General features: G+C 39.4%; 7 protein-coding genes and 4 tRNA genes. 4 read left to right on the forward strand and 7 right to left on the reverse strand.

Annotated elements, in window-relative coordinates; all coding sequences use genetic code 11:
* Positions 1-589: 589 nt before the first annotated feature.
* A complete protein-coding gene (locus ACOVQ4_RS11150; protein ID WP_421820723.1) occupies positions 590-3,820 on the forward strand; it encodes a S41 family peptidase in 3,231 nt (1,076 codons plus the stop codon).
* A 172-nt stretch (positions 3,821-3,992) separates the two neighbouring features.
* Positions 3,993-4,460: a peptidoglycan-binding protein LysM gene (lysM, locus tag ACOVQ4_RS11155; protein ID WP_421820724.1), complete on the forward strand. Its 468-nt coding sequence runs from the start codon at positions 3,993-3,995 to the stop codon at positions 4,458-4,460.
* 313 nt (positions 4,461-4,773) lie between these two features.
* On the opposite strand, the gene ACOVQ4_RS11160 is transcribed toward lysM, so the two are convergent.
* Complete coding sequence (locus tag ACOVQ4_RS11160; RefSeq protein ID WP_421820725.1) at positions 4,774-5,670, reverse strand: SMP-30/gluconolactonase/LRE family protein; 897 nt, start codon at positions 5,668-5,670, stop codon at positions 4,774-4,776.
* Positions 5,671-6,486: 816 nt separating this feature from the next.
* Between ACOVQ4_RS11160 and ACOVQ4_RS11165 the strand changes: the two genes are divergently transcribed.
* Entirely contained in the window at positions 6,487-8,004 is a 1,518-nt protein-coding gene (locus ACOVQ4_RS11165; protein ID WP_421820726.1) for a malate:quinone oxidoreductase, read from the forward strand.
* A gap of 129 nt (positions 8,005-8,133) precedes the next feature.
* Here the strand turns inward: ACOVQ4_RS11165 and ACOVQ4_RS11170 are convergent.
* The 4 genes from ACOVQ4_RS11170 to ACOVQ4_RS11185 form a co-directional block, all read right to left on the reverse strand.
* Positions 8,134-8,208 (reverse strand) — tRNA-Pro (locus ACOVQ4_RS11170).
* A gap of 83 nt (positions 8,209-8,291) precedes the next feature.
* Positions 8,292-8,365: transfer RNA gene (locus tag ACOVQ4_RS11175), tRNA-Arg, on the reverse strand.
* Positions 8,366-8,405: 40 nt separating this feature from the next.
* A tRNA-Pro gene (locus ACOVQ4_RS11180) sits at positions 8,406-8,479 on the reverse strand.
* 25 nt (positions 8,480-8,504) lie between these two features.
* Positions 8,505-8,594: transfer RNA gene (locus ACOVQ4_RS11185), tRNA-Ser, on the reverse strand.
* A 332-nt stretch (positions 8,595-8,926) separates the two neighbouring features.
* On the opposite strand from ACOVQ4_RS11185, the gene ACOVQ4_RS11190 reads away from it, so the two are divergent.
* Entirely contained in the window at positions 8,927-9,964 is a 1,038-nt protein-coding gene (locus ACOVQ4_RS11190; protein ID WP_421820727.1) for a YncE family protein, read from the forward strand.
* 160 nt (positions 9,965-10,124) lie between these two features.
* Here ACOVQ4_RS11190 and ACOVQ4_RS11195 read toward each other — a convergent pair whose 3' ends face one another.
* Both ACOVQ4_RS11195 and gltB read right to left on the reverse strand, forming a co-directional pair.
* Complete coding sequence (locus ACOVQ4_RS11195) at positions 10,125-11,615, reverse strand: glutamate synthase subunit beta (protein WP_421820728.1); 1,491 nt, start codon at positions 11,613-11,615, stop codon at positions 10,125-10,127.
* A 74-nt stretch (positions 11,616-11,689) separates the two neighbouring features.
* A complete protein-coding gene (gene gltB / locus ACOVQ4_RS11200) occupies positions 11,690-16,258 on the reverse strand; it encodes a glutamate synthase large subunit (RefSeq protein ID WP_421820729.1) in 4,569 nt (1,522 codons plus the stop codon).
* Positions 16,259-16,294: the final 36 nt, after the last annotated feature.

The following is a 16,294-nucleotide window of genomic DNA, read 5'->3' on the forward strand; positions in this document are numbered from 1 at the left end:
GCCTGTTGCCTAAAATAATAACTAAAATTTAGCTTTCGGCTTTCAGCTATGGGCAATCGGCAATTATCTATCATTACTAAAAAACATTAAACACTCTGTGCCTTGTGCCTGTTGCCTGTTGCCTGTAGTACTTGCCTGTTGCCTAAAATAATAACTAAAATTTAGCTATCAGCTTTCAGCTATGGGCATTCGGTAATTATATATCTATCATTACTAAAAAACATTAAACACTCTGTGCCTTGTGCCTCTTGCCTTGTGCCTCTTATACTTGCCTGTTGCCTAAAATGATAACTAAAATTTAGCTTTCGGCTTTCAGCTATGGGCAATCGGTGAAAATATATCTATTATTACTAACACTCTTTGCCTTGTGCCTCTTGCCTGTTGCCTGTAGTACTTGCCTGTTGCCTGTAGTACTTGCCTGTTGCCTGTAGTACTTTTGCCTAAACACAAAACTTAAATCTAATTTCGTTCACTTACTTAATATGTCTCTACAATCAGGCCGTTGGGCGAATAGTTACTCAATTTTTTACATTTTAGGGTAAATATTACTTATTTAGATACATAATTCAATAAACCTTTTTTGTAATTTATGAAAAAAACCTTTCTTCTACTTGTTTCATTACTAGGAGCTACTGCCACACAAGCACAACAACCATTGCTATTGCGTCATCCAAGTATCAACAATGATGGCTCTGTGGTAGCATTCTCTTATCAAGGCGATATTTGGACTGTTCCGAGCACTGGCGGACAAGCTACGCGTTTGACAATACATGAGGCTTATGAGAGTAACCCAACTTTTAGTCCTGATGGGAAACAAATTGCATTTTCGGGTGCAAGATTTGGCAATAACGATATTTTTATCATGCCTACTACAGGGGGAATTCCCAAACGTTTGACGTTTCACTCAAGTCAAGACAATATCGCTAGCTGGACACAAGCCGACAAAATTTTGTTTTCGACCTCTCGCGAGTTCCGCCAAATCGAGCGTCCTTCCGAAGTATACTCGATTTCTCCAAAAGGAGGCACAGAATCAAGAATGTTAGATGTACTTGGTTTTGAACCAACCGTTTCACCCGACGGACGTTTTGTGGCCTTAGTCCGTGGCGACATCAACCCTGTAGCTCGCCAAGCGTATACGGGTAGTTCAAATCGTGAAATATGGATTTTTGACGCAAAATCAAAAAGCTATAATAAACTTCCTTTGTTTGCGACCAACGACGTAATGCCTCAATGGGGTAAAAACAATACGCTCTATTTCTTGAGTAGTATAGATGGTGCTTACAACCTTTATCAATTGAAAATTTCGAACGACGGTAAAGCGGAGGGTACTCCAAAAAAGTTGACCAACTTTAAGGACGAATCTATTCGACATATCAATATCTCGACAGATGGAAACACCATTGTTTTTGAACAAGATATGAATCTTTACACTTACAAAGTGTCAAATGGTTCTATCCAAAAAATCAATATTACTATCAATGCAGACGATAGATTTGATGCTTCAGAAAGCAAAACATTTACTTCTGGTGTAGAAGATTTCAAGGTTTCTCCGAATGGTAAATTATTAGCCTACGGAATTCGTGGTGAAATTTTTGTCAAAGAAGCAGATAAAGAAAAAGCTCGTAGCATCAATGTTTCTTCGCACGCTTTCCGTGATGTGGAACCAGCTTGGCTAAACGACTCTACTCTACTTTTCACAAGTGACCGTACTGGCGGCAACTTCGAAATGTTCATGGTACAGTCAGCAGATGCTTCAGAAAAGAACATTTTCAAAACTTTAAAGCATAAAATTACACAATTGACTACTACCCCAGACGACGAGTCAAATTTGGTAGTTTCAAATGACGGTAAAAAAATTGCTTATGTGCGTGGTAGAGGCAAATTTGTAGTGGCTGATATTAGTGCAGATGGAAAACTGACTAATGAAAAGGTTATCAATGATAGCTGGGCATCGCCAAACGATATCGCTTGGAGTCCTGATAACAAGTATTTGGCATATAGCTTAACCGACTTGTATTATAACCAAGAAATTTTCATCAAAGCTTCTGATAATACAGGCAAAGCTGTAAATGTGACTATGCACCCACGCCGTGATTCACGCCCATTCTGGAGCGCTGATGGTTCAAAATTAGGTTTTGTTTCAGAACGGAGCTCTGGTCGTAGCGCAGATGTGTGGTTTGTTTGGTTGAAAAAAGAAGATTGGGAAAAAGAGGCGCAAGACTGGCAAGAAAAAGATGCGACTCCTGCTGAAAGTGCTGCTGGGAAGTCGGACAAAAAAGAAAAAGGCGTTAAACCGATCGTTATTGACTTCGACGGTATTCATAACCGTGTAGTTCAAGTAACCAATTTCCCAGGCTCTGAATCTGATTTTGTTATTTCTAAAGACGGCGAAACATTCTTTTATGTAACAAATAGCAGCTCAGCAAAAGGTCGTGATTTGTACAGTATCAAATGGGATGGTAAAGATTTGAAAGAAATTACCAAAGGTGGTAGCAACCCCGGTAGTCTATATTTAGATAGAGAAGGGAAGTATATCTACTACAGCCGCATGGGTGGCTTTGGCGGTGGAGGGCTAGCCCGTATCGATACCAAAGCTGGTATACCCGAATCTCTTCCAGTGAGTGCCAAGATGAAAGTAGACTATATTAGCGAGCGAACCCAAGTGTTTGAAGAAGCTTGGCGCACTATCAGAGATGGCTTCTACGACCCACAATTCCACGGGAATAACTGGGTTAAATTACATGATAAATACAAAGAGCGTTGTATCAATGCAAGTACTTCAAATGATTTTAGAGATATGTTCAACTTACTTTTAGGCGAACTAAACTCTAGTCACATGGGTTTAACAGCGCCTGAACGTGCCGAAACGCAAAGAGAAGTGACGGGTTTGCTTGGTACAGAGTTGATACCCACCTCAAATGGAATGAAAGTATCTCATGTTGTACCAGAAACCCCTGTAACCAAATCAAAAAGTATCATTAATGAAGGTGAAACGATTGTAGCTATCAACGGACAAGCTGTTGGGCAATCTGACAACTTCTATGAGCTGTTGAATGGTTTGGCCAATGAAAAAGTAATCGTTTCTGTTAATGACGCCTCTGGCAAAACCCGCGAAGTGGTGGTTCGTCTGACCAATAGTATTAGCAACAATCTTTATGATGAATGGGTAGAGAATCGTAAAAAATTAGTAGAAAAATTCTCTAATGGTCGTTTGGGATACATTCATATAAAGAGTATGGATTTCCCTAGTTTTGAGGTCGTTGAGCGTGAGTTTACCGCTGCAGGATATGGCAAAGATGGTATCGTGATTGACGTACGTTACAATGGTGGCGGTTCGACAACCGACTATTTAATGACCATATTGAATTACAAGCAGCACGCATATACAATTCCAAGAGGAGCAAGTGAAAATTTGGAAAAAGACAAATTAAAGTTCCGTGAATATTATCCAATCGGAGAGCGTTTGGTTTATGCAGCATGGACAAAACCTTCGATAGCCCTTTGTAATGAAGGAAGTTATTCTAATGCCGAAATTTTCTCGCACGCCTACAAATCATTAGGTATTGGCAAATTGGTAGGATTACCAACCAATGGTTCTGTAATTTCAACAGGCGGTAAATCATTGATGGATGGCTCATTTGTGCGTCTGCCAGGTCGTGGCTGGTATACCAAAACTACCGATAAAAATCAAGAGTTAGGGGCCGCCGTTCCTGACATTATCGTTGAAAATGAGCCTGAGTGGATTTCAAAGGGTACCGACAACCAACTAAAAGTAGCTGTTGAAACCTTATTAAAGGATATAGATTCAGCAAAAAAATAATCAAAAAATTTATTACATAATTAAAGGGCTTCTGATTTGTTTCGGAAGCCCTTTTTTGTATTTTTAGACATCCGTTGATGTTGAATTATTTTATTTCACTATCCTGTGACTTCTTGCTTAATTCAACGTTTACAGGTAGATTAATTTAAACTTAAATCAAATTTATACCGCTATGGGACTTATGTCTTTCTTTAAAGGTGTTGGTGAAAAAATTTTTGGAAGCCACACCCAAGTTGAACCAGCAAAAGCTGCCGAAGTAGAACCTCTAAGAGCTAGTGCTCTTTTAGCACACGTAAAACAATTGGGTCTTGCTTACAATTCACTTACCATTCGCACAAATGGCGACACCGTTTCTATCATTGGTGAGGTTGCCAAACAAGAAGATGCCGAAAAAATTGCTCTAGCAGTTGGTAATGTCGAAGGTGTAAAAGTTGTAGACAATCAACTTACTGTAGATGAGCCAGAAGAGGAAGCACAATATCACGAAGTGGTAAAAGGTGATTCTTTATCCAAAATCGCGCAACATTACTATGGTGATATGATGAAATATCCTGCCATTTTTGAGGCAAACAAACCTATGTTGAAAGACCCAGATTTGATTTATCCAGGTCAATTGCTTAGAATTCCACCATTGAAATAAATATTAGAAATCCCTAATTTTGGGCTACCTATACCATAATGTCTTGTTTTGTTAAAGAATATTTAGTAAACAAAAACATAAGTGCTATCGCTCGTTAAAATCTTAGGGATATCTTTCGAAAATCCATCAAAACCGGGGTCTTCTCTCCTTTTAGCATTTTGGTGATTTTCCAACTTAGTAACAAAAAAGGCGTTCGAAAAATAGGTTTTGATCGCCTTTTTTGTTGATAAATTTCTAAAACCTTACCTCTACTCACGCAATGCACTGCGTCTAAAGAGATAAAAATTGAACTAATCTCCAGCTTCGGGATGACTCATTCGCTACCAAATCTTTGTACATCTTTACCTTTAGCTGAAACTTTACATCGAAAAATATGACCACTTTGCGGGTAGCTCAATATTTCCTGCTCATCGAGTCCTTCACGTGCTGTGGTTATTACTAACTCATCAAAGCCGGGACCAATCCAATTACAGGAAGTAACATTGGGGACTGGTAGCTTAATCTCTGCCACTTCTTCACCCGTATTGGGATTGATACAAGCTATTCTAAATCCCCCCCAGAATGCAACCCACAAATTTCCGTCTATGTCAACACACATTCCATCGGGCAATTCGTCATGATGTTTAGACTGATAGACTACTTTCTCTCTAAGGAGTTGAATTTGTCCACCTGTTTCATCAATCTCAAATCTCCTAATATTTCTTTTGAGCGAATCTATAAAGAAAAAATAGCGACCATCCGCGTTCCAAGCCATTCCATTGGAAATCCCGAGTTTTGTTAATAGATGCCATTGCGCACCTGTCGACGAAATACAATACAAATTTCCCTCACTTTTCTGATTTTCAACCTGCATAGTACCTACCCATAATCTTCCTTTAGAATCAACCTGTCCATCATTACATCGATTAAGTGATAGATTCGTTTCTAATGGCTTCCACAACTCGAGATTATTTGTTTTTATGTCATACCAACATAAACTTCCCTGCAAACCCAATAATAATTTATATGGAGTGGTAGTCAATGCCACCATACCAACCCGTTTCGATATGGCACTACAATGATGAACCTCGGTTTGTAAGTCATACCAATTGATGGTACGTCCTTCGATATCTACCCAATAGATAAGGTTTGTCAACGAACACCACACGGGGCCTTCTCCCAATCTACAGTTAGACTCCAACATTAATTCTGCATGATAAATGGTCTTCATAGCAATTTGTTATTCTAGAGTATGGAGAGGTATATACCATTAAATGGCTAGGCAAAATTAAAATTAAGTTGTTTGCCATAGGCAACAGGCAAAGAGCTTTAGAATGTTTTATAATAATCAAAGATAAGATATGCTTTGACCCAAACCCTGATTCCCGTTATTTATAGCAACATGTATATTAATTCAGTCTTATTTTGACAACTTACACGGATTATTTACAATAATACTTTTTTTAAAAAGGTAATCCTTCAAAACGCAAGTATATTTTTTTGATATCACACAAGGCCTTGTTACAAGCCAATAATCTGAGTATAATTACTCTTTGGGTTAAATAGCCTTATATATTTTTGTAAAAATCCAAATCTTGTAAAAATCCAATTATCTTCAAGTATAGCAAAAACATCGAAAATTACCCTAATTTTCCATAAAATATACTTTAATATAGCCTATTGCTAAATAAAAATAGCTGTAAAAACAGTTATTTCACCAAACACTTTTGATTAACATCTAGTTACTTAAAATACTGTTTATCAAGCTTTTTTGAATTATATTACAGGTAAATTAAATATTAAAAAAGTTATATTTTAATTTTTCCAGTAAATTTGCACCGTTTTGAGTCTTTTTATGTTAATAAATTAGAATAGGCTTAAAATTGAAATTTAGGCCATAATTTAATAGACTATTATAAAGAAAAAATATAAACAGAACAAGAAAGTAATTATTATTTGAAAGGAATTGTGCAATTTTAAGATTATTTTTTTGTTACCTATTCGAATAAGTATAATATAACTAACGAGATAATATTTTTTGTGAGAAATGCGTAAAAAGTTAAAGAGTGCTGCCAACTATTCAGATGTTGTTTTGATTGGGGCAGGCGTTATGAGTGCAACGCTCGGGATGTTGTTAAAAGAACTTCAACCTGATTTAAAAATTACTATTTTCGAACGTCTTGATTTGATAGCAGGAGAAAGTTCGGAAGCATGGAACAATGCAGGTACAGGACATGCCGCATTGTGTGAACTTAACTATACTCCTCAAAAACCAGATGGTAGTGTGGATGGCTCAAAGGCTTTAAAAATCTATGACTCATTTCAGATATCTCGCCAGTTCTGGGCTTATTTGGTTGAAAAAAATATTCTTTCTCCTGAAGATTTTATTCAATCTGTACCTCACATGAGTTTTGTACATGGCGAAAAGAATGTGGACTATCTTCGTAAACGTTTTGAGTTATTGACAAAATACCACGTTTTCAAAGATATGACATACACCGAAAATCCTGAGGAAATCAAAAATTGGATTCCTCTGGTAATGGAAGGTCGCGATGCCAATCAGCCAGTAGCAGCAACTTACACCGATGCAGGAACTGATGTTAACTTCGGAAATTTGACACGCATGCTATTTGAACACCTCAAAAACATGGATGGCGTCAAGATTCGTTTGAAACATGAAGTAACCGATTTAGAACAATTGGAAGATGGAAATTGGTGTATCACGCTAGATAACCTTGCAACCAAAAAACGAAATAAAAAGAAAATATACGCAAGTTTTGTGTTTGTTGGTGCCGGTGGTGGAGCTTTACCTTTATTAGAGAAATCCAACATAGAAGAAGGAAAAGGCTTTGGGGGCTTCCCTGTTAGCGGGCAGTGGCTAAAGTGTAATAACCCAGAAATCGTTGCACGTCACAATGCTAAAGTATACGGAAAAGCAGCGGTAGGCGCTCCTCCAATGTCGGTACCTCACTTAGACTCTCGATTGATTGATGGTCAAAAAGAATTACTTTTTGGTCCGTACGCAGGTTTTACAACCAGATTCTTGAAAGAGGGTTCGTTACTAGACTTACCGTCATCAATCAAGCTAAGCAACATTGTGCCAATGATGCAAGCAGGATTGAAAAACATAGATTTGACTAAATATCTGATAGAACAAGTAAGACAATCTCCAGAAGATCGTTTGGAGGCGCTTAAAGAATACTTCCCAAATGCTCGTATGGAGGATTGGGAACTTTTGGTAGCTGGTCAACGAGTGCAGGTAATCAAAAAAGACCCAGAAAAAGGTGGAGTTCTTGAATTTGGAACAGAAATCGTTGCAGCGGCAGACGGTTCTATTGCGGCCTTGTTGGGAGCTTCGCCAGGTGCCTCTACAGCAGTTGATATCATGCTGAAACTATTGGAGCGTTGCTTCAAAGATGAGTTTGCTACTGAAGAATGGCAAACCAAACTTAAATCAATGATTCCATCTTTTGGTCAATCTGTCATAGAAAACGAAACACTTTTCAATCAGGTGAATCAATGGACAAATGATGTTTTAGGTTTAAAATCGGCAGAATTAGCCTAACAATATTCATTGTTTCTCACAAAAAAGCCTTTTGCTGTAGCAGCGAAAGGCTTTTTTGTTGGAATCACTTTATTCTGAATAATTTTGGTCAAAAAACAAAAAAGCCTAACTCAATGAGTTAGGCTTTTGTCGGGATGGCAAGATTCGAACTTGCGACCTCCTGCTCCCAAAGCAGGCGCGATGACCGGACTACGCTACATCCCGTTTTTCTATCTTAACTATGGATTAAGTAGAAAGATTTTTCTTAAAAAAAAGACTCACACGATTGTGATTCTATTCTCAGGTTGTGATTCCGTCAGGATTCGAACCTGAGACCTACTGCTTAGAAGGCAGTTGCTCTATCCAGCTGAGCTACGGAACCTTTTGCAAAAAGATTCAGATGTATGAATCACAATCTTTTGTCGGGGTGGCAGGATTCGAACCTACGACCTCCTGCTCCCAAAGCAGGCGCGATACCGGGCTACGCTACACCCCGAACATTATACTTTCCACTTTAAAGGTGGCGGAGAGAGAGGGATTCGAACCCTCGGTACCGTTACCAGTACGACAGTTTAGCAAACTGTTCCTTTCGGCCTCTCAGGCATCTCTCCAGAACGCTTAAGCCTCTCTTTCGATAACCCCTTGCGTTTAAGTGATGCAAAGGTACGGCTTTTTTTGATTAAGATGCAAATCGAACAAGAAAAAAAAATGCTTTTTTTTGAAAGTTTTTTGCAACATATCCCATACAAATCTGATTAACAATTACTTAAAACAACCATTACAAATACACTTTTTTTGAAAGTTTTTTATGTAAAAAAACCGTCTCAGTTAATTTTTAAGGCATTTTTAAATTTTTTAATCATTTAACATTTCAATCTAAAAGTTTCTTTACTACGTATATTTCAAAAACTACAATCCACGTATTCTTTGAATTGCCTACAATATGAAAAAACCCCTACTTCGCTTTGCTATCTTAATTTGCTTTGGTACAGTTTTTCTGAGTGCTTGTTTTAAAAAATCCGATTTTGAGCCAGTATTAATGACTACGACGGCTAGGTTATTTATCTCAAATTCAGAATCAGCTTCTGGTGCCTTTAACTTACAAATTATCAAAGCTGCCGATTCAACAGTGCTGCTTCCTAGCCTTCAAATAAATAACGGTGCCCAAGATGGAAACGGGATACTTTTTGTTCCAACCAAAAACATCCTATTTCAGCTCAGCCGAGCTCAAAGAAGCATTCGGGTATATACCAGCGCCAATACCTTATTTGAGGCATCTTTGCCTACCAATATAATCCTAGACTCAACACTCACGAGTGGTCGTGAAATTGCCTATGATGCCAACAATGATGTACTGTTTGTAGCCAACAATACTGACAGTACTCTTAGAGTTTATGAAAAAGTCTCAACCCTAAATGGAAAATATGTGAGTAAAAAACTAAAGCTGAGTGCAGAACCATGGGGAATAGTTTTTGATAAAACACAAAACCGTCTATTTGTAGTCATGGATAAAAATGCATTAAGAGTAGAAGTATTTAACAACCCCTCTGGGCGAGCTATATGGAGGATTATACCAGACTTACGCTTCTTCATTAATGGATATAAAACAAATGGCGTTTCGGCGCGTCTTCATGGAATAGCCTACGCCCCTCAGAGAGATATGCTTTTTGTAACAGAAATAGGAAGTGCTTCTGGGAACAATTTTAACAAAGATGGAGGAATATATATCATAGAGAAAGTTTCGAGAATCACGAACAACAGTTCTATTCTTGCTACTAGAACCATTTATGGCCCAAATACTGAGCTAGGTAACCCTGTAGATATTGCCATTGATGAGCGTAACACAAAAGGCTTTATTTATGTAGCTGAGAAAGCAAATAAAAAGATTTTGGTCTTTGGCTTTGGGGATAACGGAAACGTCTCTCCTATTCGAGATTATACTTCATCATTTTCACCTGAAGCTATTGATATTGGATATTGAGATTGCAGTGAAAAAGAGTCTCAAGTTAAATATCAAAAAAGCGGTCGAAAAAAATTTCGACCGCTTTTTTGGCACTAAATATACTAGATGATTCATCCCTAGACGCAAGGCATTGCGTTTCTTCTAGTAAACCGAAGATTTAAAAAACCGAGATAAATCATTAAACTACAGAGAATGTAGACACCGCCTTAGCTTCAAGGATTGAAGAACCTTGAAGATAAATATCTGCTTGGCGGGCTGCTTCACGACCTTCAGAGATAGCCCAAACTACCAATGATTGTCCACGACGCATATCTCCTGCTGCAAATACTTTATCAACCGAAGTCTTATAATTCGTTGCTTTCACATTGCCTCTTTCATCGAACTCGAGTCCTTTTTCTTCTAATTGAGATAAAAGGCCTTCACGTTGTGGATGTAAGAAACCAGCAGCGATAAGGGCCAATTCACAAGGAATTTCACGTTCGTTTGTATGAATCTGTTGAGCTTTGCCGTCAACAACTTCCATAGCGATATCCGCGATTTTAATACCTTTTAAGTTTCCGTTCCCATCGCCTACATATTCTTTCACGGCGATAGACCAGTGACGATCTGCTCCCTCCTCATGCGAGGTAGAAGTACGCAACATCATCGGCCAGTTAGGCCAAGGCGTTTGAGAAGCACGTTCAGCAGGAGGCATTGGCATCACTTCCACCTGCGTGATAGATTTAGCTTTGTGACGATTTGAAGTACCAACACAGTCAGAACCCGTGTCACCACCACCAATTACCACAACATTTTTGTCTGTAGCCAACAATTCACCATTTGCGTAAGTAGCACCACGGTGGTCAAATTTACGGTCAATACCAGCGACACGCTTGTTTTGTTGTGACAAAAATTCCATCGCAGGGTAAATTCCTTTCAAGTCAGAACCTGGGATAGGCAACATTCTTGGAACTGTTGAACCACCTGCCAACATAATCAAGTCGAAGTCTTCCAACAATTCTTCACCTTTGATGTCAACACCAACGTTTGTTGAAGTTCTGAAAACGATACCTTCTTCTTTCATTACCTCAACACGGCGTTGAACTACCCATTTCTCTAATTTGAAATCTGGAATACCGTAGCGCAACAAACCGCCTGCTTCGTCAGCACGTTCAAATACTGTAACTGAGTGACCAGCTTTATTTAATTGTGCAGCAGAAGCCAAACCAGCAGGTCCAGAACCAATTACTGCTACTTTCTTGCCAGTTCTTTTGGATGGTACATTTGGTTTTACTAAGCCGTTTCCAAAAGCATATTCGATAATCGATTTCTCAATGTATTCGATTGTAACTGGAGGCTTGTTGATACCTAATACACAAGCAGCTTCACATGGTGCAGGACAAATACGACCTGTAAACTCGGGGAAGTTGTTGGTTGAAGATAATATTTCGTAAGCATAAGCCCAGTTTTGGTCATATACTGCATCGTTAAATTCTGGGATAATGTTGCCAAGTGGACAACCATTATGACAGAAAGGAACGCCACAGTCCATACAACGACTTGCTTGAGCTGTTACTTTTTCTGTGGTAAAATCAATATCTATTTCTTTGTAATCGCCAACACGTTCAGCGACTGGTCTTTTCTTTGGAGTTTCTCTTGTTACCTCTAAAAATCCGGTTGGTTTTCCCATTGTCTTAATTTGAAAATTTTAGGATTTAAAAGTCTGAAACTATTGCATGAATAGATTCAGACTTTCAAAAAGGATTAGTGAGCAATTTCAACTTGGATGTCTTTGTACACCACATCTTTATTTTCAAGAACCTCTGCAACTGTAACATTACGAGAAGCAAGTGCTTTCTTGAAGTCTTGTGGCATTACCTTAACAAATTGTGCTAATGAGTCAGACCAGTTGTCTAAGATTCTTTTAGCTACATCTGAGTTAGTATATTGCAAATGTTGCTCAACATATAGTTTCAAGATTGACTCATCTTCTTGTGTCAATTCTTCGATAGCTACCATTTCAGGGTTTACTTTAGAAGCAAAATCACCTTTAGCATTCAGCACATACGCTACACCACCCGACATACCTGCTCCGAAGTTACGACCAGTATCGCCCAAAATCACGACCAATCCACCAGTCATATATTCGCAACCGTGGTCACCGATACCTTCTACTACTACTTTAGCACCCGAGTTACGTACGCAAAAACGCTCACCAGCCATACCACGTAAATAGGCCTCACCAGAAGTGGCACCGTAGAATGATACGTTACCTACTACCGAGTTTTCAGAAGGATTAAATGGCGCTTTTTTGTTTGGATAAACAATCAATTTAGCTCCACAAAGACCTTTTCCGATATAGTCGTTGGCATCACCTTCTAATTCAAATGTAATACCATTGACAGAGAATGCTCCAAACGATTGTCCAGCTGTACCTGTAAACTTGAAGTGGATTGTGTCATTTGGTAAACCTTTTGCACCGTATACTTTCGTAATTTCGTTAGAAAGCATGGTACCAATCGTACGGTTTACGTTGATTACTTCAAATTCACCATATACTTTTTCTTGGTTGTCAATAGCTGGTTTTGCAGCTTTTAACAAATCCCAGTCAACTTGTACATCCAAACCATGATCTTGTTCTTCTTGTTTGTATAATGCAACATCTAATGACATTGGCTGTTTGAACAAGATTGGAGAAAGATCTAAATGTTTGTATTTCCAGTGTTGGATATTTTCTTTCATTTCTAGGCGATCCACTTGACCGACCATTTCATTCACGGTACGGAAACCAAGTTCAGCCATTAATTCACGAAGCTCCTGTGCCAAGAAATAGAACAAGTTTACTACGTGATCAGGGTTACCAGTGTACATTGCACGCAAGCGTGGGTCTTGAGTAGCTACCCCCACAGGGCAAGTATTCAAGTGACACTTACGCATCATGATACAACCTGCTGTAACCAATGCAGCTGTTGCTACACCAAACTCTTCAGCACCTAACAAGGCAGCGATAGCAAGGTCACGACCTGTTTTGATTTGACCGTCAGTTTGAACAGTCACACGACCACGCAATTTGTTACGAACCAATGTTTGGTGTGTTTCAGCCAAACCAAGTTCCCAAGGCAAACCTGCGTGACGGATAGAAGAAAGTGGCGAAGCACCTGTACCTCCATCGTGACCAGCAATCAAGATATGGTCAGCGTGTGCCTTAGCAACACCCGCCGCGATAGTACCTACACCTGCTTCTGATACCAATTTTACTGAGATACGAGCAGCACGGTTTGCATTTTTAAGGTCAAAAATCAACTGTGCTAAGTCCTCGATTGAATAAATATCGTGGTGAGGAGGAGGCGAAATCAAACCTACACCTGGCGTTGAGTGACGCGTTTTACCAATCCAATCATCTACTTTGTGACCTGGCAGCTGACCACCTTCACCTGGCTTAGCGCCTTGAGCCATTTTGATTTGTAGCTCTTGTGCGTTTGTCAAATAGTGAGCAGTTACCCCAAAACGACCCGAAGCAACTTGCTTGATAGCAGAGTTCATAGAGTCACCGTTTGCCATTGGCTCAAAACGGATTGGGTCTTCACCACCTTCACCTGTATTTGATTTACCACCAATACGGTTCATGGCAATAGCCAAAGTAGTGTGAGCTTCGTAAGAAATAGAACCGAATGACATAGCTCCCGTAGCAAAGCGCTTGAAGATACTCTCAACTGGTTCAACTTCCTCGATTGGTACAGGAGTACCTTTTTTGAATTTCAACAATCCACGAAGCGTCATCGCTTTCTCCGTTTGATCATCTACAATCTTCGAGTATTTCTTAAACAACTGATAGTTGTTTGTTTTAGTAGACTGTTGTAATAAGTGGATTGTTTCAGGGTTAAACAAGTGAGCCTCACCACGGTGTTTCCATTGGTACACACCACCTACTTCTAGTTTCGGGTTAGCTACTGGTTGTTCAGGATATCCATTCGTATGTTTGATTAGGGCTTCTTTTTGGATACCTTCCAAATCGATACCACCAATACGAGATATAGCTCCAGAGAAATATTTATCAACTACCTCTTTTGCCAAACCAACGATTTCGAAGATTTGAGCACCTTGGTAAGATTGAAGTGTTGAAATACCCATTTTAGAGAAGATTTTCAACAACTCACCATTTACGGCTTTGATGTAGTTTTGTTGTAATTTTTCGTAAGGATAATCTACTTGCAAAATACCTTTGTCTTTCATACCACGAATGGTTTCGAAAGCCATGTATGGGTTTACTGCCGAAGCACCAAAACCAATCAAGGTAGCAAAGTGATGTGTTTCCCAAACGTCACCAGCCTCAACGATAAGACCTACTTGTGCACGTTTTCCTTTACGAATCAAATGATGATGAACCGCCGCTGTAGCCAATAAAGAAGGAATTGGCGCGTGTGAGCTATCTACACCACGGTCGGTCAACAACAAAATGGCATAACCATCATCTACTGCATCTTCAGCGTATTGACAAATTCTATCCAAAGCACGCTTCAATTGTCCTTTCTCGCCATTAGCTCTGAAAGTTGTATGAATCGATTTTGTATGGAAGTTTTTGTGATCAATCCAACGAATTTTCTCAATCTCAGCATTGGTTAATACTGGTTGACGAATTTCGATTTGACGACAATGTTCTGGTGTTTCTTTCAACAAGTTTTTCAAACCACCAATATCCGACAACAATGACATTACCGTACGTTCGCGGATAGGGTCAATTGGAGGGTTGGTTACTTGAGCAAACAATTGTTTGAAATAGTATGATAAATGTTGCGCTTGGTCAGACAAAATCGCCAATGGAGTATCTACACCCATTGAGCCTAATGCCTCTTTACCAGTCTCAACCATCTGTGACAACACTACACGAAGGTCTTCGGTAGTGAAGCCAAATACTTGTTGACGCAACAACAATTCTCTTTCGAATGGAGCACGGTACTCAGCTCCAGCAGCAGGAAGGTCTTCAACTTTAATTTTGTTAGCCTTCAACCATTCTCCATAAGGTTGTTGTTTACAGATTTTTTCTTTCAATTCATCGTCAGGAATGATACGACCTTGTTCCATATCAACGATGAACATTTTACCTGGTTGTAAACGACCTTTTTTGATAACTGTAGATTGGTCAATATCCAATACCCCAGCTTCAGAAGCCATGATTACGAAATCGTCGCTAGTTACCCAGAAACGAGATGGGCGCAAACCATTGCGGTCAAGCGTAGCACCAATAATTTTACCATCTGTAAAAGAGATAGAAGCCGGACCGTCCCAAGGCTCCATCAATGCAGCGTGGTATTCGTAGAAATCACGTTTATAATCTTCGATATGCTCGTTACCATCCCATGCTTCAGGAATCAACATCATCATTACATGAGGCAATGAACGACCAGATAAAGTCAATAATTCAACCGCATTGTCGAGAACAGCCGAATCAGACTGCCCTAGCTGACATACTGGCAAAATCATCTCCATTTCTTCTTTTGTAAACAAGTCAGACTGGAACAATGCCGACTGCGCTTGCATCCAAGAAGAGTTACCTTTTACGGTATTAATCTCACCATTGTGGCCTATGTAGCGGAATGGTTGAGCCAAACGCCATTCTGGGAATGTATTAGTAGAGAAACGTGAGTGTACAATCGCCAAAGCAGACGTAAACTCATCACGGCGCAAATCATCAAAATAACCCGGTACTTGCATCGTAGTCAACATACCTTTGTAAATGATGGTGCGAGCCGAAAGCGAAGCGTAGTAGAATTTACCTTCCACAGCTTTCACCGTTTCGTTGATTACTCTCGCAGTGTACTGACGGAACACATACAATTTACGCTCAAACGTTAATTCATCTTGGTCATCAGGACGTTTGATGAACAATTGTTCCATTTGAGGCTCTGTATTTCCAGATTCAGCACCTTGAATTTCTGAATTGTCACAAGGGACAACACGATAACCCAAAATTTCCAGACCTAACTTCTTAGCCTTTCGTGCAATGATTTCCTTACACTCATTACGAGTAGTTTCATCTTTTGGAAAGAAAACCATACCGACGCCATAATCTAAGGCAGCCGGCAAATCGATGCCAAGTTTTGTACATTCTTCAAGGAAGAATTCGTGAGGAATTTGTACTAGAATACCAGCACCGTCACCAGAATTAGGGTCGCAGCCACAAGCTCCACGGTGGTCCATGCGAATAAGCATTTGAATTGCATCAGCCACCACTTTGTGTGACTTTCTACCTTTCATGTTCGCTACGAAACCGATACCACAAGCATCATGTTCGAATTCCTTGCGATACAACCCTTGATTATCAAAGTTAGTCATGGTAATGGGGTTTGTTTTTTAAAAGTTTAAGTTTTA

The sequence above is a fragment of the Flectobacillus sp. genome (genome assembly GCF_049240685.1).
Taxonomy (GTDB): domain Bacteria; phylum Bacteroidota; class Bacteroidia; order Cytophagales; family Spirosomataceae; genus Flectobacillus.